This window comes from Spirillospora sp. NPDC048823 (genome assembly GCF_043198445.1).
In the GTDB taxonomy this organism is placed as follows: Bacteria; Actinomycetota; Actinomycetes; order Streptosporangiales; family Streptosporangiaceae; genus Spirillospora.
In genome coordinates, this window is record NZ_JBICUT010000020.1 from 13,590 (window position 1) to 31,956 (window position 18,367).

Consider the following 18,367-nt stretch of genomic DNA (forward strand, 5'->3'; position numbering starts at 1 on the left):
CTCAGCGGCATGTACGTGTGCATCTGCAACGTCGTCACCGAGGACGACGTCCACGGCTGCATGGCGGACGGTTGCACGACCGCCAAAGAGGTCAAGGCCGCCTGCGGTTTCAAGCCCGGCTGCGGCATGTGCACCAAGCGCATCCATGCGATGGTCAGCGAATACCGGACGGCCAGTGAACTCGCGGACGCCCTCACCGGCGGCCCGGCCGCGCTGGCCCCCGTCCCCGAGGCCCCCGCACCGATCGTCCCTGAGACCGGCGAAAGGGGAACCGCTCCGCAGACCGCCGCCTGAGCCCGTCCCGGTACCCGCACGGCACCGCCACGACCGGCGGAAAAAGCGCCCTCGCGGGGGTCAGTGCCGTCTTGGACCCGCCCGCCATGGAAGCATGGGCGGCATGGAAGGCGACAAGGACATCATCGCGCTGCTGAACGACCAGCTCACCGCGGAGCTCACGGCGATCAACCAGTACTTCCTGCACTCGAAGATGCAGGAGAACTGGGGCTTCACCCGCATCGCCAAGCACACCCGCGACGAGTCGTTCGACGAGATGCGGCACGCGGAGCGGCTGACCGACCGGATCCTGTTCCTGGAGGGCCTGCCCAACTACCAGAAGCTCGGCACCCTGCGGATCGGGCAGACCATCGTCGAGCAGCTCGAAGCCGACCTCGCCGTCGAGATGGAGGCCGTCGCCCGGCTGCGTCCCGGGATCGACCTCATGCGCTCGCGCGGCGACGTCACCTCCGCCCGGATCTTCGAGGACATCCTCGCCGACGAGGAGGAGCACATCGACTACCTGGAGACCGAGCTGAGCCTCGTCCAGGAGCTCGGCGAGCAGAACTACAAGCAGCGGCTCACCGGATCCCCCGGCGGCGACGGCCCCAGCCCCGTCTGAGCGGCCACGTCTGAGCGGCTACGGCGTCCCGGTGTCCGGCGGCTTCGGCTTGGGATTGCGGCGCAGCACGTACGGCTGGATGATGCCGAGGCCCCGGACCGGGCGCCGCACGATCCGGGTGACCTCGTAGACCGGCCGCTTCTCCAGCTGCGCCGCAAGCTCACTGTCGATCACGACCGACCCGGGCCGCGCCAGGGACGTCAGCCTGGCCGCGAGGTTGACCGTCGTGCCGAACACATCGCCCATCAGCGGCAGCACCGGCCCGTACGCGACACCGACGCGCACGTCCGGGACCTCGGTCTCGTCCTGGATGGCCGCCGCCACCGTCAGCGCTATCTCCGCGCCGATCTCCGGGGTCTCCGCGCTGAACAGCACCTCGTCGCCCAGCGTCTTCACCAGCCGCCCGCCGCGCGCCGCGATGATGTCGGCGGCGGTCTCCTCGAACCACTCCACGACCCGGGCCAGCTCGATCTCCTCCAGCTCCCGGCTGACCTGCGTGAACGACACCATGTCCGCGAACCCGACCGTGGTCATCGGCCGCCCCGACGGGTCGCCGTTCTCCCGCGTCGCCGCCGCCGCCAGCGCCCGCGTCCCGGCCGCCGCGAGCTGCCGCCGCCAGGCGTGCACGACCAGCGGCTCGAACTCGCCCATGTGCTTCTCGGCGATGTCCACGATCGTGTCGACCGCCTCGGCGGACGGCGGGTCGCTCAAGTCCTGCGGCAGCATGCTGCGCAGCAGGTTGACCTGCCACTCGGCGAGCCGCGTCATCGTCTGCCCGAACGCCCGGACGAGCCGGATCACGCCGTCCTCGTCCAGGATCCCATCGTCCACGAGCCGGCGGAGACGGTCCAGGGCCTCGACGTCGCCGTCGGTGTAGGCGACGGTCTCGTCCGGCATCGACGGGTACCCGAACGCCCGCCAGATCCGGCCGGAGAACTCCCGGGACACCCCGGACCGCCGGACGGCGTCGACACGGGTGTATTGAAGCTCGCCCCCCAGCAGGAGCTCTTCGATCTCCTTCGGATCCGGCAATCCGGCCGCCATCATCCGCCCCTCAGTCCGCCGCCGCCCCGGGCGGGGACATCGGCGTCATGGATCGGTTCCGGGACATATCGTCGCAGATCAGCAACTCGGTCAACGTCCGGACCGTGGATCGCCGTTCCCCGTTCACCGGACGTGCACCACATCTCCCGCGCTGACCACCCGATCCCCGCCCGTCCCGGCCACCACCAGGCGGCCCGCCCCGTCCACGTCCCGCGCCGTCCCCGCCACCGTCTCCGCCCCGGGCAGCTCGACCCTCACCTGCCGCCCGAGCGTGGCGCACAGCTCCTTGTACGCGGTACGCAGCCCGCTGGTCTCCGGATCACCGTCGAGGGCCGTCCACTCCCGGTACCAGGTCGAGAACTCGCGCAGGACCGCGCGCAGCAGCGGCGCCCGGTCGCTCAGCGGCGCACCCTCGATCGCCAGCGACGTCGCGGTCGGCACCGGAAGTTCCTCCTCCCGCAACCCCACGTTCAGCCCCACTCCGACGATGAGCCCGCCGCCGGTCCTCTCCGAGAGGATCCCCGCCAGCTTCCGGTCCCCGACCAGCAGATCGTTCGGCCACTTGAGCCGCGCGTCCACGGCCGCGTCGCCGCCGCTGAGGAACCCGTCCCCCTCCTGCGACCAGGCGGTCATCCGCCGGACGGCGGTCGCGACGGCGACACCGGTCAGCAGCGGCGCCCAGCCGAGCATCGGCACCGGCACCCGCGGCCGCAGCAGCACCGAGAACATCAGCCCCGACCGCGGCGGCGCCGTCCAGGCCCGGCCGAGCCGTCCCCGGCCCGCCGTCTGCACCTCGGTGACCAGCACGGTCCCCTCCGGCGCGCCGTCCCTGGCCCGCTCCGCGAGGTCGGCGTTGGTGGACCCCGTCTCGGCCACCACGCGGACCTCCCGCCACAGCCCGCCCTCCCGGACGAGCGCCCGCTGCAGCGCCGCCTCGTGCAGCGGCGGCCGTCCAAGATCCCCGTAAGGTGACTCGCTCACGGGACCATCCAACCCCACGACCGCTCCGCCCCTCACGCCCAGCCACGGCCGAACAAAGTTCACCTGCGGTATGGCGCCCTTGTGGGCCCTCTGATAGGGGCGACACGCCGCGGGCCGACGAGGCTGGCTAGGGTGCCTGCATGGATGGAGTGAACCTGCTCCGCGACGGGCACGTCGCGGAGATCGTGCTGGACCGGCCCGAGGCGCTCAACGCGCTGTCCACCGCGATGGCGCGGCGGCTCGCGGCGGTGTGCGCGGAGGTCGCGGCGGACGCGGCCGTGCGGGCGGTGGTGCTGAGCGCGGCGGGTGAGAAGGCGTTCTGCGTCGGCGCGGACCTCAAGGAACGCAACGCGATGACCGACGACGAGATCATGGCGCAGCGGCCCGTCTTCACCTCCGCGTTCCGCGGCGTCCTGAACCTGCCCCAGCCGGTCGTCGCGGCCGTGCACGGGTACGCGCTCGGCGGCGGCTGCGAGTTCGCCCTGTCCACCGACCTGATCGTCGCGGACGAGACGGCCGTGTTCGGACTGCCGGAGGTGAGCGTCGGTCTCGTCCCCGGCGGCGGCGGGACGCAGCTCGCGCTGCGCCGCCTCGGCCCCGGCAGGGCCGCCGACCTGGTCTTCACCGGCCGCCGCCTGAGCATCGAGGAGGCCGTCGAATACGGCCTCGCCGACCGCAGGGTCCCCGCCGGCGCCGCCCGCGACGAGGCCCTCGCCCTCGCCGGGGTCATCGCGGGGAACTCCCCGGTCGCCGTCCGCGCCGCGAAACGCGCCCTCCGCCAGGGCGGCGGCGTCGGCCTGGACGCGGGCCTCGACCTGGAGGAGAACGCCTGGCGCACCGCCGCCGCCTCCGCCGACCGCCGCGAGGGCATCGCCGCCTTCGCCGAGAAGCGCAAACCCGTCTGGCCATCCTGATCGAGAGTTCCGCGCCCACCGCGCGGCCGCGCCCCGTATCGCGGTCCGGGGTCTGGGTCGCTCGACCTGGGCTGCCTCGGGCGCCGTGCTCAGGTCGCCTCGGTGCTGAGGGTCCGTGCGATGGACCGGCGAGCCGCGAGACGCGCGGGCAGCGCGGTGAGCGCCGCCGTCGCCAGGGGAGCGGCGAGTGCCGGGATGAGCAGCGTCCACGTGGGGGGACTGGCGACGTTCGGAGGGGAGAGGGACAGCACCAGGAACAAACCCAAGGGGACGCCGAGGACAGCACCGGGCAGGGTCGGGAGGAGTTGCGCGGCGGACAGCCCGGCCGTGATCTGCCCGGGGGTCGCGCCGAGCGTGCGGGCGATGGCCATGACGGGCCGGGCCTCCAGCGCCGTCGTCCAGGTGATCGTGACGATGTTCACCGCGGCGAGCACGGCCAGGGCGACGGTGACGGACAGCAGCACGCGGTGGCCCTGCTCGATCTGCACATTGCCCAGGTCGGAGGAGCCCAGGCCATAGTCGTAGTCCGGTTGGACGCGGGCCACCAGCAGGGCCGTGACGCCGATCATCATGACCGCGATGCTCCACGCGTGCAGGACGGCGCGACCGGGGCGGCGACCGATCAGGCGGAGTGCGAGCAGCAGCGAGGGCGGCAGCAGTGCCGACAGGCCGTTCAGCCAGGGCCGGCGGCTGGGCGGGCGGCCGGTGTCGGCGAGCGCGGTGACGGTCTCGGTGCGTAGGGCGCGCCGGGTGGGACCGAGGGTGGTGAGGACCGCCACGGCCAGGGCCAGGAAGGTCGTGACGGCGACGGTGTCACCGGTCGGGCCCGCGGCGGTGGACAGCAGGCTCGCGGTCGGGTTGGCGAGGCCGGGCGCGGCCACCCGGGCGATCGTCAGCCCCAGCGCGTCGGCGACCAGCGCCAGCGTCAGGTACTCGCCGAGCAGGACGCCGGCGATGAGGGCGGGCGTGGCGCCGACCGCCTTGAGCAGCCCCACCCGCCGGGTCTGCTCGGTGGCGCGTCCCGCCGCCAGCGTGGCGACGCCGCCGACGGCCAGCAAGGCGAGCAGCCAGCTGCCGATGACCAGGACCGGTTGGCTCTGCCGGAGTACGCGCTTGTCCCGCTCGGCTATGGACTGCCAGGTGGAGAAGTGCGTCAGGTGGTCGTCACCGAGCCCGCGGGAGTCGACGAACGCCTGAGCGGCGGCGGGGTCCCGCAGTTTCAGGTACAGCAGGGAGGTCACAGGGAGGTCGGCGGCCGCCAGCGTCCTGGTGTCGGCCTCGCTCATCCAGACCAGGCCGCTGTAGTCGCTCGGACCGCCGTTCGGGCCGATCATCTGCGCCCCCGGATAGATGGGGTGCGCCGCGGTCACGGCGATCCCGGCGACGGGAAGCGAGCGGCCGGCGACGGTGACGCGGTCGCCGACCCGGACGCCCAGGACGGCGGCGAAGCCCCGTTCGACCACCACACCGCCGGGACGCACCCAGGTGCCCGAGGTGACCAGCGGGCGATCGATCGGGCCCGGCGTCGCCTCGGCGCCCTGCGCCACCGCGGCCGACGTCAGGCCCCGCGCCTTCAACGTCGTGTAGTACTGGCGGTACGGTCCGCTATGGGCGGTGACTTCGGGCGCCTGTGCCACCGATGTCAGGGCCGAGGTCGCGGCCCGGTCGCCGCCAGGGGAGAGCGCCACCACGTCGGGTCCGGCCGTGGCGGCGTGGGTCTGCCGGTAGAGCGTGTCGGTCGCGCCGCGCAGCGACATGCCGAGGGAAAGGGTGGCGGTGGCGGCGGTGATCGCCAGCAGCATCATCGCGGCCTGGGCGGGATGCCGGCGCACGTCGGCCACGACGAGGCGGAACACCAGCAGGACGCGGCCCACGCGGCTCACTCTCCCCACCCGAGGATGTCCCCGAGCCCCCCGGCGGCACGGCCCGCCAGCCCGGTGTCGTCGACGCACGTCCCATCGCGCATCGACACGACCCGGTCCGCGGTGGCCGCGACCCGCTCGTCATGCGTGACGATCAGGAGGGTCTGCCCGGCTGCGCGCAGCCCCTCGAAGAGCCGCAGCACGTCGAGCGTCGCCGCGGTGTCCAGGTTGCCGGTCGGCTCGTCGGCCAGCAGCACCAGCGGCTCGTTGGCCATGGCACGGGCGATGGCCACCCGCTGCCGCTGCCCTCCCGACAGCTCCCACGGCAGGTGCCGGGCGCGGTCGGTGAGCCCGACCCGCTCCAGCAGCGCATCCGCGCGGCGCCGGGCCGCACGCGGTGAACGGCCGGCCAGCAGCACGGGCAGCTCCACGTTCTCCCGCGCCGACAGCTCCTCCACCAGGTGGAATGACTGAAAGACGAAACCGACCGACCGACGCCGGAGGCGGGCCAGCGCCCGCTCGCTCAGGGCGTCGATCCGCCGGCCGGCCAGCCATACTTCCCCACTGCTGGGCCGCTCCAGCCCGCCCAGCAGGTGCAGCAGCGTGGACTTCCCGCAGCCGCTCGGCCCCGTCACCGCCAGCATCTGCCCCGCCGGAACGTCCAGGTCGACCTCATCGACCGCCCGGACCAGGCCCTGCCCCCGGCCGTGCTCCTTGCACAGGCTGCGGACCTGCAGCACCGCGCCCAACTCGTTCATGCATCCTCGGATTCGTCAGCGATCTTTGACCAGACCCGCTCGCATGCCTCCAACCAGCGCAGGTCGGCCTGCAACCGCAGCGCGATGCCCTCCAGCAGCAGGCCGGCGGTCGAGCCGTCCGGCTCCGCCAGCAACGCGCGCTGCGCCTCGCCGAGCCGCCGCAGCAGCTCGCGGCGCTGCGCGTCCACCAGCTCCACCGGATCGGCGAGCCGGCCCGCGGCCGCGGCGGCGAGCTTGAGGTGGAATTCCGCCACGTTCGGCTTCGGCCAGTTCACCTCGCTCAGCCAGGCGGCCACCCGCCGCTGCCCGGCCGCCGTCGGCGCGTACACCCTGCGGTCCGGCCGGTCCGCGAGCCCATCGGCGCGTTCGGACGTGACCAGCCCGGCCTTCTCCAGCCGGGCCAGGGTCACGTAGACCTGCCCCGCGTTCATCGACTCCCCGAGCGGCCCGAGGGCCTTGCGGAGCCGCTCGCGCAGGAGGTAACCGTGCGACGGTTCCTTCGCCAGCATCGCCAGCACCGCGTCCTGCATGCACCACCCCTAACGGCTAGCCAATAGATAGCGGTTAGGGATTAAGGACGTCAAGCAGACCCGGACACGCCGCCTGAGAAGGCGTTCTGCGTCCCGAGCTGCTTGGCCGAGTCGGAGTAGCCGAGCATGACCTCCAGGCGGCGCCCGGTGGCGTCCAGGCGGTCCTGGACGGCCGGGATCCGCAGCATCCCGTCGAGGACGGACGGGGCGCGTTCGAGGTCCTCGCCGGTTTCGAACAGCGGGATGACGTCCAGGACGGGGGCGCCGTCGCCGAGGGAGGCGGCGAGTTCGTGGACGTTGGCGATGTCGTCGGCGGAGCGGGTGAACGAGACGATGTAGCGGTGGCAGGCGCGGACCCCGAAGCGGCCCTGGATCCACGCGACGGTCCGGAGGGTAGGTGGGACGGGTGGGCGGTGCGTGCGGCGGCGAGGGCGCCCAGAAGGTCCTTCTGCCGGAGGTGAGCGTCGGTCTCGTCCCCGGCGGCGGCGGGACGCAGCTCGCGCTGCGCCGCCTCCGCCGAAAGTCGGTGGCGAGGCGACCGGTGTGCCACATCCGGTAGCACGCGATCAGCCGGCGGGCCGCGATCACGTGGCCCGCGCGGGTGTTGCCGCTGTGGTCGTGAAGACAGACCGGGTCCGCTACGTGTGCATCCTTGCCCAGACCCACTTGCCGCCGGCGGGGTCGCCGATGACGCCGCACTTGGCGGACAAGACCTGGACGATGTGCAGGCCCCAGCCGCCGTTGTCGTCGAACGCCTCCTCGGACAGGTCGAGGTCTTCGAGGGTGAGTTCGGTCATCGGCCTGGCCTGGGGCAGTTCGTGGGCCGCGTCCCAGACGGCGATGATCACGCCGTAGGTGTCCCGGCTGAGCTGGAGGCGGATCTTCTCGTGCGGCGTCTGGCGGGCCGCGTTGGTCACGAGTTCCGACGTGACGAGAAGCGCGCTGTCGAGAATATGGAAATAGTCCCATTTGCGGATTCGCGTATCCACGAAAGTGCGCGCCAGCCCCACTGCGGCCGGTGTGCCCATAAGGGCCATGATCGACTCTTCGGTCGCCGCCATCGTCATCGTCCCGTCCTTGTCCGAGATTCCGATTTCCCGTGACAAGGATCACCGCAGAGTTCTATGTTTTGTCTGTAGACGAGTGACTTGAAAACAGGAGGAACGATGTCGACCGTTCGCGAACCCCTCGACCCCAAGATCTCCATGTGGCACTTCCTGGCCTTCTGCCTGCGGTTTTGGCGGGAGAAGATGGGGTTGTCACTGACTCAATGCGGCGAGATCATCGGCGTTGCCCGGTCGACTGTTTCCAACCTGGAAGCGGGGCGTCGGCGGCCACAAGACGACCAAATGTCCCTGCTCGACAAGGCGTATGGAACCGGGGTGCTATTTCAAGTCTTGCTCTGGTTTGCCCGAATGGCGCATGATCCGGACTGGGCCCGCCAGATCGACAAGTACGAGGAGGAGGCCGTCTCGATCAAGACCTACCACGGCCAGGTCGTCCCGCTAGCGCTGCAGACGGACGACTACACGTGGGCCTACGTCAAGGCGAGCAAGTTTAAAGACCTGGACGGCGAGATGGGCGTCCGTACCGCGAAGAAGAAGGCGTACTGGGAGAAGGGCGACTCGCTTCTCACCTGGACAGTGATCGACGAGGCCGTCCTGGCTCGGCCGGTCGGGGGCGGGGAGGTCATGAAGAAGCAGCTGGAACACCTGCTGAAGCTGGCCGAGCTAGCCCACGTGAGTCTGCGCGTCATCCCCTTCTCGTCGGGCGAGCACATGGGCGTCGACGGGTCGATGCAAATCATCGGTCTTGAAGATCGAGATGTCGCGTACTCCACCGCCCAGAACGGCGGTCGCCTGATCGAAGCGCCTCGCGAGGTTCGGGAGCTGTCCGTTATGTTCGACCGCATCGGCGTGAAGGCTGCTCCAGAGGAAGCCTCCCGCGAGATCATCAAGCGGTACTTGGAGAGCTACGAATGAACGTGAAGTGGCGTACAAGTTCGTACACCGGTGGCGCAAACGACACTCAGTGCGTTGAGCTGGGACGTCTTGCGCCAGGGGCCGGGATCGGGGTGCGGGACAGCAAGGACCCGGACGGTGGACGCCTCACCCTGTCCGTTGCGGAGTTCGCGGGCCTGATCGAGAAGGTCAAGCAGTACCCGGCCCGTTGACCGTCCTCCCACACAGGTCAGCCGGTGTTCTGGAGGCCTGCGGCCACGCCGTTCACGGACAGGAGGAGCAGAGCCTCCAGGTGGGCGCGTTCCTCGTCGTCCGAGACGCCGGCGCGGAGGGCGGTCAGGGCTCGTAGCTGCAGGTGGGAGAGGGCGTCCACGTAGGGGTTGCGCAGTTCCACGGCTCGGGAGAGGACGCGGCGGTTCTCCAGGAGGCGTTCGTGGCCGGTGACCGCCAGGACCAGGCGGTGGGTGCGGTCGTACTCGGCGAGGACGGTCTCGGAGAGTTCCGGGCGGTCGCCCAGGGCCAGGTAGCGTTCGGCGATCGCGCGGTCCGACTTGGCCAGGCTCATCTCGGCGTTGTCGAGGAGGGTGTTGAACAGGGGCCATGCCTCGTAGGCGTCGCGGAGTCCGGTGAGGTCCTTGCCGTCGTCGGAGACCGCGGCTAGGCCGCTGCCCAGGCCGTACCAGCCGGGAAGGTTGACGCGGGTCTGCGTCCAGGCGAACACCCACGGGATGGCTCGCAGGTCCTCCAGGCCCTGCGCGGCCTTGCGGCGGGACGGGCGGGAGCCGATGCGCAGCCCGGAGATCTCCTCCAGGGGGCTGACCTGGGTGAACCAGGCGGCGAAGTCCTCGGTTTCGATGAGGCCGCGGAACGCCGCCCTGGCGGCGTCGCTGATCTTGTCGGCCAGGGGGCGGAAGCGGGCGGCGGCCTCGCGGGCGCGGTCCTGGACGGCGTCGGTGGAGGCCAGCAGGACGGCGCTGGTGACCTGCTCGACGTGCCGCTTGGCGATCTCGCGGTGGCCGTAGCGGGCGAAGATGACCTCGCCCTGCTCGGTGACCTTGAAGCGGCCCGCGACCGAGCCCGGCGCCTGCGCCAGGATCGCCCGGTTGGCGGGGCCGCCGCCGCGGCCGAGGGAGCCGCCGCGGCCGTGGAACAGCGTCAGCCTGACGTCGTTGCGGGCGGCCCAGGCGGCGAGGGCCTCCTGGGTGTCGTAGAGGCGGAGGGTCGCGCTGGTCGGGCCGAGCTGCTTGGCCGAGTCGGAGTAGCCGAGCATGACCTCCAGGCGGCGCCCGGTGGCGTCCAGGCGGTCCTGGACGGCCGGGATCCGCAGCATCCCGTCGAGGACGGACGGGGCGCGTCCGAGGTCCTCGCCGGTCTCGAACAGCGGGATGACGTCCAGGACGGGGGCGCCGTCGCCGAGGGAGGCGGCGAGTTCGTGGACGTTGGCGATGTCGTCGGCGGAGCGGGTGAACGAGACGATGTAGCGGTGGCAGGCGCGGACCCCGAAGCGGCCCTGGATCCAGGCGACGGTCCGGAGGGTTTCGAGGATCTCCTCGGTCATCTCGGACGTGTCGGACTGGTCGGCCTTCAGCTCGGCGAGGGCCTTCTCGTGGAGTTCGGAGTGCTGCCGGATCTCCAGTTCGGCGAGGTGGAAGCCGAACGTCTCGACCTGCCAGACGAGGTGCTGGACGCGTCCGTACGCCTGCCGTGCGGCGCCCGCGCCGGCCAGGGAGTCCTGGACGGCGCGCAGGTCGGCGAGAAGTTCGTCCGGGGAGGGGTAGGCGAGGTCGGCGTCGCGGTCGCGGGTCGCGGCGATACGGGCGGCGGCGTACAGGAGGAACTGGCGGTGCGGCTCGCCCGGTGAGCGCTTGGCGATCTCGCGGAGGTGGGACGGGTGGGCGGTGCGTGCGGCGGCGAGGGCGCCCAGAAGGTCCTTGGAGGCGGGTGTCGTGGCCTCGTGGACGGTCAGTTCCCGGCCGATCCGGGCGCAGGCGTTCTCCAGGGCGCGCAGGATGTGATCGGCCTGGATCATGACCGCGTCCCGGGTGATCTGCGCGGTGACGTAGGGGTTCCCGTCGCGGTCGCCGCCGATCCAGCTGCCGAAGCGCAGGTACGGGCGGGCCTTCGGCGGCCGGGTGCCGTCGTCGCCGGGCTGCAGGGCGCGGTCCAGGGCCCGGTAGATGTGCGGGACGACGCGGAAGATCGTCTCGTCGAACGCGGCCATCGCGGTGCGGACCTCGTCGAGGGGGTCGAGCTGGGTGCCGCGGCGCAGCGCCGTCCGCCACAGCAGGTCGATCTCCTCGCGGAGGCTCCGCTCGATCTCCTCGCGCTCGGTCGCGCCGGGGGCGTCGTTCAGCCGCGTCATCAGGTCGCTGATCCGCTGGATGGCGGTGACGACCGCGCGGCGGCGGGCCTCGGTCGGGTGGGCGGTGAAGACCGGGCGGAACTCCAGGCCCTCGATGAGGCCGTCGAGCCGGCCGTCGGTGGAGGCGCGGATGTGCTGGACGGTGGCGGCCACGGAGCCGGGGACGGTGTCGCCGGTGTCGCGTTCCCGCAGCGTCCGGATGCGGTGGTGCTCCTCCGCGAGGTTCGTCAGGTGGAAGTACACGGTGAAGGCGCGGGCCACCTGCTCGGCACGTTCCAGCGTCCAGCCGTCGACGATGGCGGCGACGTCCGAGCCGGCCGTCTCGCCGCGACGGGCGGCGATCACCGCGTGGCGGAGCCGTTCGACGTCGTCCAGCAGCCCCTGGCCGCCGTACTCCACGAGGCCGTCGCCGAGCATCGCGCCGAGGAGCCGCACATCGCGGCGCAGCGGTTCGGGCAGGTCCTGCCGAAAGATCTCACGCGTCTTCGTAGCCACCCGCCCAAGCCTAACCAGGCGTGGTCACGCGGGGTCCGTCCCGGTCGGCGACCCCGCGCGCACCTGCGTCATCAGCGGCCGGTTACTCTGGCCCGCATGGCGACGGAAGCCCCTGAACCCCCGGTGGAGTACGACCTCCACACCACGGCGGGAAAGATCGCGGACCTGGAGCGGCGCAGGTACGAGGCGGTGCACGCGGGATCGGCGCGTGCCGTCGAGAAGCAGCACGCCAAGGGCAAGATGACGGCCCGGGAGCGGATCGACGCGCTCCTGGACCCCGGCTCGTTCGTCGAGTTCGACGAGATGGCGCGGCACCGCTCCACGAACTTCGGGATGGAGAAGAACCGTCCCTACGGCGACGGCGTGGTCACCGGCCACGGCACGGTGGACGGCCGTCCCGTCGCGGTGTTCAGCCAGGACTTCACCGTCTCCGGCGGCTCCCTCGGCGAGGTCTTCGGCGAGAAGATCTGCAAGGTCATGGACCACGCGATCAAGACGGGCTGCCCGGTGGTCGGCATCAACGACTCCGGCGGCGCGCGGATCCAGGAGGGCGTGGTCGCGCTCGGCCTGTACGCCGAGATCTTCAAGAGGAACGTGCACGCGTCCGGGGTGATCCCGCAGATCTCGCTCGTGATGGGGCCGTGCGCGGGCGGCGCCGTGTACTCCCCCGCGATCACCGACTTCATCGTCATGGTCGACCAGACGTCCCACATGTTCATCACCGGGCCGGACGTGATCAAGACGGTCACCGGCGAAGAGGTGACGATGGAGGAACTGGGCGGCGCGCACTCGCACAACTCCAAGTCCGGTGTCGCCCACTACCAGGGGTCGGACGAGGACGACGCGATCGAGTACGTCAAGGCGCTGCTGTCGTACCTGCCGTCGAACAACCTCGCGGACGCGCCCGCGTTCGGCGTCCCCGTCGACCCGGCGGAACTCGTCGAGGAACTCGACACCCTCGTCCCCGACTCGCCCAACCAGCCGTACGACATGCACACCGCCATCGAGCACGTGCTGGACGACGGCGAGTTCCTGGAAGTGCAGGAGCTGTACGCGCCGAACATCATCGTCGGGTTCGGGCGGGTCGAAGGCCATTCGGTCGGCGTCGTCGCCAACCAGCCGATGCAGTTCGCGGGGACGCTCGACATCGACGCGTCGGAGAAGGCCGCCCGGTTCGTGCGGACCTGCGACGCGTTCAACATCCCGGTGCTGACGTTCGTGGACGTCCCCGGCTTCCTTCCCGGCACCGACCAGGAGTGGAACGGGATCATCCGGCGCGGCGCGAAGCTGCTGTTCGCCTACGCGGAGGCGACCGTCCCGCTCGTGACCATCATCACGCGCAAGGCGTACGGCGGCGCCTACGACGTCATGGGGTCCAAGCACCTCGGCGCCGACATCAACCTGGCGTGGCCGACCGCGCAGATCGCGGTGATGGGCGCGCAGGGCGCGGTCAACATCCTGTACCGGCGCGACCTGGCCGCGGCGGACGACCCCGACGCCCGCCGCGCCGAGCTGATCACCGAGTACGAGGACACGCTCGCCAACCCCTACATCGCGGCCGAGCGCGGCTACATCGACAACGTGATCAAGCCGTCCGAGACGCGCGGGCAGGTCGTGCGGGCGCTGCGGGCGCTGCGCGAGAAGCGCACCACGCTGCCGCCCAAGAAGCATGGGAACATCCCGCTCTGACCCGACCCTCCCAGGAGGTCAGGAGATTCCGTGACCGCTGACAGCAAGCCCTTCCTCCAGATCGTCCGGGGCGATCCCGGCCCGGAGGAGATCGCGGCGCTCGTCGCCGTGCTGACCGCCCGCGCCCGGGCCGCCGCGACCGCCCGGGACGGGGACGGCGGCGCGGCCAGGCCATCGCGGTGGGCGGACCGCTCCCGGCTCGTCCGCAGCACGTTCGCGGGCGAACTGCGGCCGCGCGGCGCGGGCGCGTGGCGGGCCGGCGGCCTGCCGCGCTGACCTCCGGGCGGGAACCCCGTCCCGGCCGCCGGAGCGATGTGTAACCGCGGTTCACGCCCAGCGGGGGCCCGGCACGAATAAGGTGGAAGGTCATGGCCACCTCGGAGTTCGTCCCACAGCCAGCGCGATACGCCATCTTCGTCGACGCGGGGTATCTTTACGCGGCCTCGGGTGCCCTGTTGCTCAGCTGCGGGTCCAGGCGCGAGTACCGGGTCGCCGCGGAGAAGCTGATCAAGGCGCTGACCGCGCACGCCGACGACCAGGTGGCCGGCGAGCTGCTGCGGGTGTACTGGTTCGACGCCGCGCCGAAACGGCAGCCGACGGTCGACCAGCGCGTCATCGCGAACCTGCCGCTGGTGAAGCTGCGGCTGGGCAACCTGAACGCGCAGGGCCAGCAGAAGGGCGTGGACGCCCAGCTGCGCGCCGACCTGGAGGCCCTTGCCCGGCACCGCGCGATCACCGACGCGGTGCTGCTGGCCGGTGACGAGGACATGCTGCCCGCCGTCGAGGCCGCGCAGCGCTACGGCGTCCGCGTGCACCTGTGGGGCGTCGAGCCGACGCACGGCTCGAACCAGGCCGAGTGGCTGGTGTGGGAGTCCGACACCGTCGAGGTGCTGCCCTCCGATTTCCTGCGCCCCTACTTCACCAAGGCCAAGGTGCTTCCGGTGCCCGCGCCCGGCAGCGCCGCCGCCGTCCGCGACGCCGCGGCCGCCGCGCAGCGCACGAGCCCCGTCCCGTCGCCGTCGCAGGTGTTCGCGGGACGTCCCCCGGCGGTCAAGCCGTCACCGGCGGCCGTCCGCACCACCGTCCCCGTCCCGGCCGGTGCGACGCCCGCGACGGTGGCCGCGTCGATGAACTCCACCGCGGCGACCGACGGCAAGCTCGGCCCCGACCGCGACCACATGCTGGAGATCGGTGAGCATGTGGCACAGAAGTGGATCTTCGAGCGGGGCCGGGACAACATCCGTGACCTGCTGCCCGGCCCGATCCTGCCGCCCGTCATCGACAAGGAGCTGCTGATCGAGGCGGAGAAGGAGCTCGGCGGCTCCCTGCGCCCCTACCAGGAGGCCCGCACCTGGCTGCGGGACGGCTTCTGGGAGCGCGTCTACCGCGAGTTCGGCATCGGCATCGGCAAGTCCGACTGACTCCCCCGCGGTTCCGGCCGGCCTCCTGCGACGATCAACACGTTTCGCAATTGGCCGGACACGGGGAGTCGTCTCTCGGTAAGGTCCCCGCCGTGTAAGGGGGACCGTTGCATGGGATGTCGAGGAGGACGATCACGGGCCGCCGCGCTCCCGCTCACCGCGGCCCTCGCACTGACCTGCGGAGTTCTGGCCGGGTGCGAGTCGCCCGTGCCGTTCTACCCGCCCGGGGAGGGCGCCCCGGGCCGGCCGGTGGTCGGGCTCGGCGGGCCGGCGCCGTACCTGAGCCCGCGTCCCGACAGCGCAACGCCCGACCCGTCCGGCGGCGGCGACGGCGGCGGCGTCCCGGTGGCGCCGGCGGGCGGGCACGCCTACGCCGCCACCGGCCCGGGGATGATCGCGCCGCACGCGCGAAGCATGCCGCCCCGGCTGTACGTCGCGCACGGGCCGTTCATCGACGTCATCGACCCGGACACCCTCCAGATCGTCGGGCGGCTGTACACGGGGGCGCCGGCGTCGCGGCTCGTGCCGTCCTGGGATCTGCGGCGGCTGTGGGCCACCGGCCGGACGCACGGCATGCTCGTGCCGGTCGGGCCGCACGGCCCCGAGCGGGGCCGTACGGTGAACGCCACGGGCACCACCGGGCTCTACTTCACCCCGGACGGGCGGAACGCGCTGGTCCTGTCCCGCCGGTCGCGCCGCGTCGACGTCCGCGACCCGGACACGATGCGGCGCAGCGCGTCGGTGCCGATGCCCTGCGCCGCCGGGCACGCCGACTTCACGCTGGACGGTTCGTCGCTGGTGACGACCTGCGCGTCCGCCGGTGCGATCGCCCGCGTGGACCTCGCGGGCCGCCGGGTCTCGGGGACGATCCGGCTGCCGGACGGCGCGCGTCCCGGTGACCTGCGGTTGTCGCCGGACGGCACCCTGTTCTACGTCGCCGACTCCGTCAAGGGCGGGGTCTGGCTCGTCGACGCCGGACGGTTCGCCGTGCTGGGGTTCGTCCGTACCGCGCCGGGCGCGCGCGGCCTGTCCATCGGCCGGAACGCGCGCCGCCTGTTCGTGGCGGGCGGCGGCATCCTCGCCGCCGTCGACTTCGGCACCCGGCGGGTCACGTCCCGCTGGCCGCTGCCCGGCGGCGGCTCACCGATACCGGGCGGGGTGTCGTCGGACGGGACGGCGCTGTGGCTCGCCGACCCCGCCGGCCTCGTCTACGCGGTGTCCACCCGGACGGGGCGGGTCCTGCGGAAGGCCAGGGTCGCGGGGCGCCTGGCGGGCCTGCGCCTCCACCCGCAGCCGGGCCGGTACTCGCTGGGCGGAACCGGCCTGTTCCGCTGATCACGCGCGGGGGCCGTCCACACCGTGTCGGCGTGACGTGGTCACACCTGCCTTGTCCGGACCCCGGCCACTCCCGCAGATTAGGTTAGGCTAACCTCATTTGAGGTTCGGGGTAGAGAACGGAGGAGCCGACGTGAGCCGGCACGCACAGATCGTCCCCGCTTCGGGGCGCTCCAACGACAAGGTTCAAGGGCATTGGCTGCTTGCGCGGCTCGGCAAGAGGGTGCTCCGTCCGGGAGGCATCGCGCTGACACGGCGCATGCTCGATCACGCGGAGATCGGCGGGTGCGACATCGTCGAACTGGCACCCGGACTCGGCCGCACCGCGCAGGAGATCATCGGGCGTCGCCCCGGCGGGTACATCGGCATCGACGGCGATCCGGACGCCGCCGCACGAGTCCGGCAGGTGGTGGGCGGGCACGGGACGGTGCGGGTGGCGGAGGCCGCGGTGACCGGGCTACCGGACGCAAGCGCCGACGTCGTCCTCGGCGAGGCGATGCTCACGATGCAGGGCGACAAGGCCAAAGGCGCGATCGTCGCGGAGGCCGCCCGGATTCTGCGTCCCGGGGGGCGGTACGCGATCCACGAGCTCGCCCTCACCCCGGACCAGATCGAGGACGACATCAAGACACAGGTGCGGCAGGCACTGGCCCACAGCATCAAGGTCAACGCGCGCCCGCAGACGGTCGGCGAGTGGCGGGCACTTCTCGAAGCGCACGGGTTCGCGATCGAGCGCGTCGAGACGGCCCCGATGGCTCTGCTGCAAGTACGCAGGCTCGTCTCAGACGAAGGCCTGGGCGGGGCACTGCGTTTCGGTAAGAACCTGCTCGTACAGGGGGACGCCCGCCGCCGTGTCCTCGACATGCGCAAGGTCTTCCGGGAGCACCGCTCGTCCCTCGTCGCCGTGGCGCTCATCGCACATAGGAACGCCGGCGCCGTATCGGACACGGCGGCGGCGGACGACGCCTCGTAGGGCCGTGCCGCGGGCGGTGGCCCGGAAGGCGGTGGGAGTCATGCCGGTGCGTTGCCGGAAGAAGGCGCCGGACGCCGTTGGGCGCCACACCACCGCGTCGGCCGGCTGAGCCCGCCGAGGGCCTGATGCACGAGCATATGACCAACGGCCTCGTAGTGCAGGGACCTAAGGCCATGTTCGGGCGCTTCTCCGCGTCGACAGACTGTGAGCAGCCGTTCCGGGCCGCACCGCGGGGACGGATGGACGCCGGTCCCCAGCCGGCCGTTCCCGGACGTCCTGACACGTGTCTGACCGCCACAGCGCCCGAAGCGCCGCACCTGAGGACTCCCGCCCCAGAAAGGCTGACCATGACCGTCGTCGAAGAATTCACGGAGGTGTTCCGGACCGAGCACCGGGGTGTCCGTGACCTGCTCCTCAACCTGGTGGAGGCATTCCAGAAGCGTGACCCGGTCCGGGCGCGCGAGCTCCTCGCTGCCGTTGACAGCGCCACCGGCCCGCACTTCCGCTACGAGGAAGAGGCCATGTATCCACGGCTGGTGGACATCTTCGGGGACGAGTACGTCGACAAGCTGCTCACCGACCACGACGGTGCCATCCGGAACGTCCGCCAGTTGTATGAGATCGTCGACCAAGACCAGCTGAACGCGGCGCACGCCGAACGCGGGGTGGGGCTGACCCGGCAGATCCTGCCGCACGTCAGCGACTGCGACGGGTTGTCCATCATGGTGGAGACCCTTCCCGATGAGACGGTCGACGACATCCTCGGGGCACGACGGAAGGCCCGGGATGCAGGGCTGGACCTGCTGACCTGGGCGGCGACGGCTCGGGACCGGGACGTCTGAGCCCACGCTCGGGCTCATTTATTACAGCCTTCACTAGTAATAAATGAAGACCCACTCGCCGTGGCTCAGCTCTCACTGCTCAGGCGCCAGGGCCGCGACAACGGCCAGGGCGGGCGGCAGGCCACGGTCGAGTGGGTGCAGCACCGGAAGCCCGAGAGCAGCGCAGTGGACGTGGTCTGCACGTGTGGAGCGGAGCGGCTCGCACAGGCTGTAAGACATCTCTCTCCGTCCACGGCGCCCGATGGGTTGTTGTTCTCACTACCACTGATGTAAAAACTATCACTGGTCGTGAAAAATCATCGTCC

At 71.5% G+C, this 18,367-nt stretch carries 19 protein-coding genes and 1 pseudogene; 12 read left to right on the forward strand and 8 right to left on the reverse strand.

From position 1 onward, the window contains the following. Window positions 1–9 precede the first annotated feature (9 nt). Both ACGFK0_RS33175 and bfr read left to right on the forward strand, forming a co-directional pair. On the forward strand, window positions 10–294 hold the full coding sequence (locus tag ACGFK0_RS33175; RefSeq protein WP_392912172.1) for a bacterioferritin-associated ferredoxin: 285 nt from the start codon (window positions 10–12) through the stop codon (window positions 292–294). A gap of 103 nt (window positions 295–397) precedes the next feature. Continuing rightward, window positions 398–895 (forward strand): bacterioferritin, encoded by a 498-nt coding sequence (gene bfr, locus ACGFK0_RS33180; protein WP_392912174.1) that lies wholly within the window; start codon window positions 398–400, stop codon window positions 893–895. 18 nt (window positions 896–913) lie between these two features. On the opposite strand, the gene ACGFK0_RS33185 is transcribed toward bfr, so the two are convergent. Continuing rightward, window positions 914–1,939, reverse strand: coding sequence for an adenylate/guanylate cyclase domain-containing protein (locus tag ACGFK0_RS33185; RefSeq protein WP_392912176.1), 1,026 nt, complete (start codon window positions 1,937–1,939; stop codon window positions 914–916). Window positions 1,940–2,062: 123 nt separating this feature from the next. Then, the gene (locus tag ACGFK0_RS33190) at window positions 2,063–2,920 is read right to left on the reverse strand and encodes a biotin--[acetyl-CoA-carboxylase] ligase (RefSeq protein WP_392912178.1); all 858 of its coding nucleotides are present in this window, start codon (window positions 2,918–2,920) and stop codon (window positions 2,063–2,065) included. 140 nt (window positions 2,921–3,060) lie between these two features. On the opposite strand from ACGFK0_RS33190, the gene ACGFK0_RS33195 reads away from it, so the two are divergent. Continuing rightward, the gene (locus tag ACGFK0_RS33195; RefSeq protein ID WP_392912180.1) at window positions 3,061–3,834 is read left to right on the forward strand and encodes an enoyl-CoA hydratase/isomerase family protein; all 774 of its coding nucleotides are present in this window, start codon (window positions 3,061–3,063) and stop codon (window positions 3,832–3,834) included. Between the two features lie 89 nt (window positions 3,835–3,923). On the opposite strand, the gene ACGFK0_RS33200 is transcribed toward ACGFK0_RS33195, so the two are convergent. The 4 genes and pseudogenes from ACGFK0_RS33200 to ACGFK0_RS33215 all read right to left on the reverse strand — a co-directional run. After that, entirely contained in the window at window positions 3,924–5,717 is a 1,794-nt protein-coding gene (locus ACGFK0_RS33200) for an FtsX-like permease family protein (protein ID WP_358470386.1), read from the reverse strand. Continuing rightward, on the reverse strand, window positions 5,714–6,454 hold the full coding sequence (locus ACGFK0_RS33205) for an ABC transporter ATP-binding protein (protein WP_392912183.1): 741 nt from the start codon (window positions 6,452–6,454) through the stop codon (window positions 5,714–5,716). The genes ACGFK0_RS33200 and ACGFK0_RS33205 overlap by 4 nt, the downstream gene beginning before the upstream one ends. Then, entirely contained in the window at window positions 6,451–6,984 is a 534-nt protein-coding gene (locus ACGFK0_RS33210) for a PadR family transcriptional regulator (protein WP_392912185.1), read from the reverse strand. The genes ACGFK0_RS33205 and ACGFK0_RS33210 overlap by 4 nt, the downstream gene beginning before the upstream one ends. Window positions 6,985–7,064: 80 nt before the next feature. Beyond that, a pseudogene (locus ACGFK0_RS33215) lies at window positions 7,065–7,379 on the reverse strand (phosphoenolpyruvate carboxylase); the annotation flags it as partial. Between the two features lie 2 nt (window positions 7,380–7,381). Here ACGFK0_RS33215 and ACGFK0_RS33220 point away from each other — a divergent pair. Next, window positions 7,382–7,543 (forward strand): hypothetical protein, encoded by a 162-nt coding sequence (locus ACGFK0_RS33220; RefSeq protein WP_392912187.1) that lies wholly within the window; start codon window positions 7,382–7,384, stop codon window positions 7,541–7,543. Window positions 7,544–7,622: 79 nt separating this feature from the next. Here the strand turns inward: ACGFK0_RS33220 and ACGFK0_RS33225 are convergent, their stop codons facing one another. Next, window positions 7,623–8,051 (reverse strand): ATP-binding protein, encoded by a 429-nt coding sequence (locus ACGFK0_RS33225; RefSeq protein WP_358470968.1) that lies wholly within the window; start codon window positions 8,049–8,051, stop codon window positions 7,623–7,625. A 99-nt stretch (window positions 8,052–8,150) separates the two neighbouring features. On the opposite strand from ACGFK0_RS33225, the gene ACGFK0_RS33230 reads away from it, so the two are divergent. Further along, window positions 8,151–8,966, forward strand: coding sequence for a helix-turn-helix transcriptional regulator (locus ACGFK0_RS33230; protein WP_392912190.1), 816 nt, complete (start codon window positions 8,151–8,153; stop codon window positions 8,964–8,966). Next, the gene (locus ACGFK0_RS33235) at window positions 8,963–9,157 is read left to right on the forward strand and encodes a DUF397 domain-containing protein (protein WP_392912192.1); all 195 of its coding nucleotides are present in this window, start codon (window positions 8,963–8,965) and stop codon (window positions 9,155–9,157) included. The genes ACGFK0_RS33230 and ACGFK0_RS33235 overlap by 4 nt, the downstream gene beginning before the upstream one ends. Before the next feature lie 17 nt (window positions 9,158–9,174). Here ACGFK0_RS33235 and ACGFK0_RS33240 read toward each other — a convergent pair whose 3' ends face one another. Continuing rightward, on the reverse strand, window positions 9,175–11,802 hold the full coding sequence (locus ACGFK0_RS33240) for a phosphoenolpyruvate carboxylase (protein ID WP_392912194.1): 2,628 nt from the start codon (window positions 11,800–11,802) through the stop codon (window positions 9,175–9,177). 96 nt (window positions 11,803–11,898) lie between these two features. On the opposite strand from ACGFK0_RS33240, the gene ACGFK0_RS33245 reads away from it, so the two are divergent. From ACGFK0_RS33245 to ACGFK0_RS33270, 6 genes are all read left to right on the forward strand, one after another. Next, on the forward strand, window positions 11,899–13,491 hold the full coding sequence (locus ACGFK0_RS33245; RefSeq protein ID WP_392912196.1) for an acyl-CoA carboxylase subunit beta: 1,593 nt from the start codon (window positions 11,899–11,901) through the stop codon (window positions 13,489–13,491). 30 nt (window positions 13,492–13,521) lie between these two features. Next, window positions 13,522–13,767 carry an acyl-CoA carboxylase subunit epsilon gene (locus tag ACGFK0_RS33250; protein ID WP_392912198.1) on the forward strand — a complete coding sequence of 82 codons (246 nt, stop codon included), beginning with the start codon at window positions 13,522–13,524 and terminating at the stop codon, window positions 13,765–13,767. Window positions 13,768–13,859: 92 nt separating this feature from the next. Then, the gene (locus tag ACGFK0_RS33255) at window positions 13,860–14,912 is read left to right on the forward strand and encodes an NYN domain-containing protein (protein ID WP_392912200.1); all 1,053 of its coding nucleotides are present in this window, start codon (window positions 13,860–13,862) and stop codon (window positions 14,910–14,912) included. Window positions 14,913–15,023: 111 nt separating this feature from the next. After that, entirely contained in the window at window positions 15,024–16,247 is a 1,224-nt protein-coding gene (locus ACGFK0_RS33260) for a YncE family protein (protein ID WP_392912203.1), read from the forward strand. A 133-nt stretch (window positions 16,248–16,380) separates the two neighbouring features. Next, the gene (locus ACGFK0_RS33265) at window positions 16,381–17,220 is read left to right on the forward strand and encodes a class I SAM-dependent methyltransferase (protein WP_392912206.1); all 840 of its coding nucleotides are present in this window, start codon (window positions 16,381–16,383) and stop codon (window positions 17,218–17,220) included. A 347-nt stretch (window positions 17,221–17,567) separates the two neighbouring features. Next, a complete protein-coding gene (locus ACGFK0_RS33270) occupies window positions 17,568–18,062 on the forward strand; it encodes a hemerythrin domain-containing protein (RefSeq protein ID WP_392912209.1) in 495 nt (164 codons plus the stop codon). The last annotated feature ends 305 nt before the right edge of the window (window positions 18,063–18,367 follow it).

Coding starts and splice junctions, on each gene's coding strand:
- ACGFK0_RS33225 (WP_358470968.1), bottom strand. CDS start 8,051: ATGACGATGGCGGCGACCGAAGAGTCGATCATGGCCCTTATGGGCACA.
- ACGFK0_RS33205 (WP_392912183.1), bottom strand. CDS start 6,454: ATGAACGAGTTGGGCGCGGTGCTGCAGGTCCGCAGCCTGTGCAAGGAG.
- ACGFK0_RS33175 (WP_392912172.1), top strand. CDS start 10: ATGTACGTGTGCATCTGCAACGTCGTCACCGAGGACGACGTCCACGGC.
- ACGFK0_RS33270 (WP_392912209.1), top strand. CDS start 17,568: ATGACCGTCGTCGAAGAATTCACGGAGGTGTTCCGGACCGAGCACCGG.
- ACGFK0_RS33260 (WP_392912203.1), top strand. CDS start 15,024: ATGGGATGTCGAGGAGGACGATCACGGGCCGCCGCGCTCCCGCTCACC.
- ACGFK0_RS33195 (WP_392912180.1), top strand. CDS start 3,061: ATGGATGGAGTGAACCTGCTCCGCGACGGGCACGTCGCGGAGATCGTG.
- ACGFK0_RS33245 (WP_392912196.1), top strand. CDS start 11,899: ATGGCGACGGAAGCCCCTGAACCCCCGGTGGAGTACGACCTCCACACC.
- ACGFK0_RS33255 (WP_392912200.1), top strand. CDS start 13,860: ATGGCCACCTCGGAGTTCGTCCCACAGCCAGCGCGATACGCCATCTTC.
- ACGFK0_RS33210 (WP_392912185.1), bottom strand. CDS start 6,984: ATGCAGGACGCGGTGCTGGCGATGCTGGCGAAGGAACCGTCGCACGGT.
- ACGFK0_RS33185 (WP_392912176.1), bottom strand. CDS start 1,939: ATGGCGGCCGGATTGCCGGATCCGAAGGAGATCGAAGAGCTCCTGCTG.
- ACGFK0_RS33230 (WP_392912190.1), top strand. CDS start 8,151: ATGTCGACCGTTCGCGAACCCCTCGACCCCAAGATCTCCATGTGGCAC.
- ACGFK0_RS33235 (WP_392912192.1), top strand. CDS start 8,963: ATGAACGTGAAGTGGCGTACAAGTTCGTACACCGGTGGCGCAAACGAC.
- bfr (WP_392912174.1), top strand. CDS start 398: ATGGAAGGCGACAAGGACATCATCGCGCTGCTGAACGACCAGCTCACC.